General features: G+C 57.5%; 3 protein-coding genes. 1 reads left to right on the top strand and 2 read right to left on the bottom strand.

Annotated features, from left to right (window positions below; all coding sequences use genetic code 11):
• Nucleotides 1-136: 136 nt before the first annotated feature.
• Together Q0349_RS07945 and Q0349_RS07950 are read right to left on the bottom strand one after the other, a co-directional pair.
• Entirely contained in the window at nt 137-406 is a 270-nt protein-coding gene (locus Q0349_RS07945) for a Txe/YoeB family addiction module toxin (protein WP_298080333.1), read from the bottom strand.
• Complete coding sequence (locus Q0349_RS07950; RefSeq protein WP_298080334.1) at nt 399-653, bottom strand: type II toxin-antitoxin system prevent-host-death family antitoxin; 255 nt, start codon at nt 651-653, stop codon at nt 399-401. Before Q0349_RS07950 ends, Q0349_RS07945 begins: the two co-directional genes overlap by 8 nt.
• 133 nt (nt 654-786) lie before the next feature.
• Here Q0349_RS07950 and hslV point away from each other — a divergent pair, with 133 nt between their 5' ends.
• Nucleotides 787-1,326, top strand: coding sequence for an ATP-dependent protease subunit HslV (gene hslV / locus Q0349_RS07955; protein WP_006985110.1), 540 nt, complete (start codon nt 787-789; stop codon nt 1,324-1,326).

Genomic DNA, 1,326 nt, shown 5'->3' on the forward strand with positions numbered 1-1,326 from the left:
GATGTTTGGTCTTCACCGGCATCCTTCGGGAAAGAGAATTTTACAGGGTATGCCGTAGCATGAATGGCAAGGGCGAACAGGACGGCGACAAGCAGTATGGGGTACGTGAGATTTTTCATGTTTATGCGGAGATTGGCTATCTTTCGTAATGATAGCGGCAAGAGATAATTGTGATTGCCCGATTGTCCACTGCATAGACCAAGCGGTTGTTGTCATCAATACGACGCGACCAAAATCCTGACAAATTTGCCTTGAGCGCTTCGGGTTTGCCAATGCCTGCAAAAGGTTCGCGCAATGTTTCCCGAATCAGCAGATTGATGCGCTTTAGTGTCTTTTTATCCTGCGTTTGCCAGTAAAGATAGTCCTGCCATGCTTCATCGGTAAACGCAAGCAAGCGGTCACTCATCCGTCAATTCCTTCGTGTGCGCAGCGCCGCTGTGGTACTGGGTGATGGAGCGCTGCAAGTGCGCGGCGTTGGCGGGTGTTTTCAGCAAGTGCAGGGTTTCCATCAGGCTGTTGTAGGTGTCGAGCGACATGACGACGGCATCTTCGCCGTTGCGCCGGGTGATGCGGGTAGTGCTTTTGTCATGGGCGACCCGGTCAAGCACGTTTTTGAGGTTGTCGCAGGCGTCGCTGAAAGAGATGGTTTGCATGGATGTGTTCCTCTACTACGTTGTGCCCGCAAGTATAGACGCGGGCGCGAGGCGCAGCAATGCGCCGCGCCGCCCTTGAATCCCCCCGCCGCGCCCCCAATTCGTCAAACATCTTCACCCTACAGGAACCATCATGTTTGACGCACATTCCACTACCATCCTTTCCGTGCGCCGCGGGCGGCACGTTGCCATCGCCGGCGACGGCCAGGTCTCGCTCGGCAATACCATCATGAAGGGCAACGCCCGCAAAATTCGCCGCCTGTACAAGAACCGCATCCTCGCCGGCTTCGCTGGGGGTACCGCCGATGCCTTCACCCTGTTCGAGCGCTTCGAGGGCAAGCTGGAGGAGCAGGACGGGCAACTGCTGCGCGCGGCGGTCGAACTCGCCAAAGACTGGCGCACCGACCGGATGCTGCGGCGGCTGGAGGCGATGCTGATTGTCGCCGATGAAACCAGCACGCTGATTCTTTCCGGCAACGGCGACGTGGTCGAGCCGGAAGACAGCATCGCCGCCATTGGCTCCGGCGGGATGTTTGCGCTGTCCGCCGCGCGCGCGCTGTATCACAACACCGAGATGGACGCGCTCACCATCGCCCGCAAGAGCCTGGAAATCGCCAGCGACATCTGCGTCTATACCAACCACAACATCATTACCGACGAATTGAAGGGCTAA

The organism is uncultured Cardiobacterium sp. (assembly GCF_938028185.1).
In the GTDB taxonomy this organism is placed as follows: domain Bacteria; phylum Pseudomonadota; class Gammaproteobacteria; order Cardiobacteriales; family Cardiobacteriaceae; genus Cardiobacterium.

Bases quoted from the DNA above. Each gene is read 5' to 3' on its own strand.
- Q0349_RS07945 (WP_298080333.1), bottom strand. From the start codon at position 406: ATGAGTGACCGCTTGCTTGCGTTTACCGATGAAGCATGGCAGGACTAT.
- Q0349_RS07950 (WP_298080334.1), bottom strand. From the start codon at position 653: ATGCAAACCATCTCTTTCAGCGACGCCTGCGACAACCTCAAAAACGTG.
- hslV (WP_006985110.1), top strand. From the start codon at position 787: ATGTTTGACGCACATTCCACTACCATCCTTTCCGTGCGCCGCGGGCGG.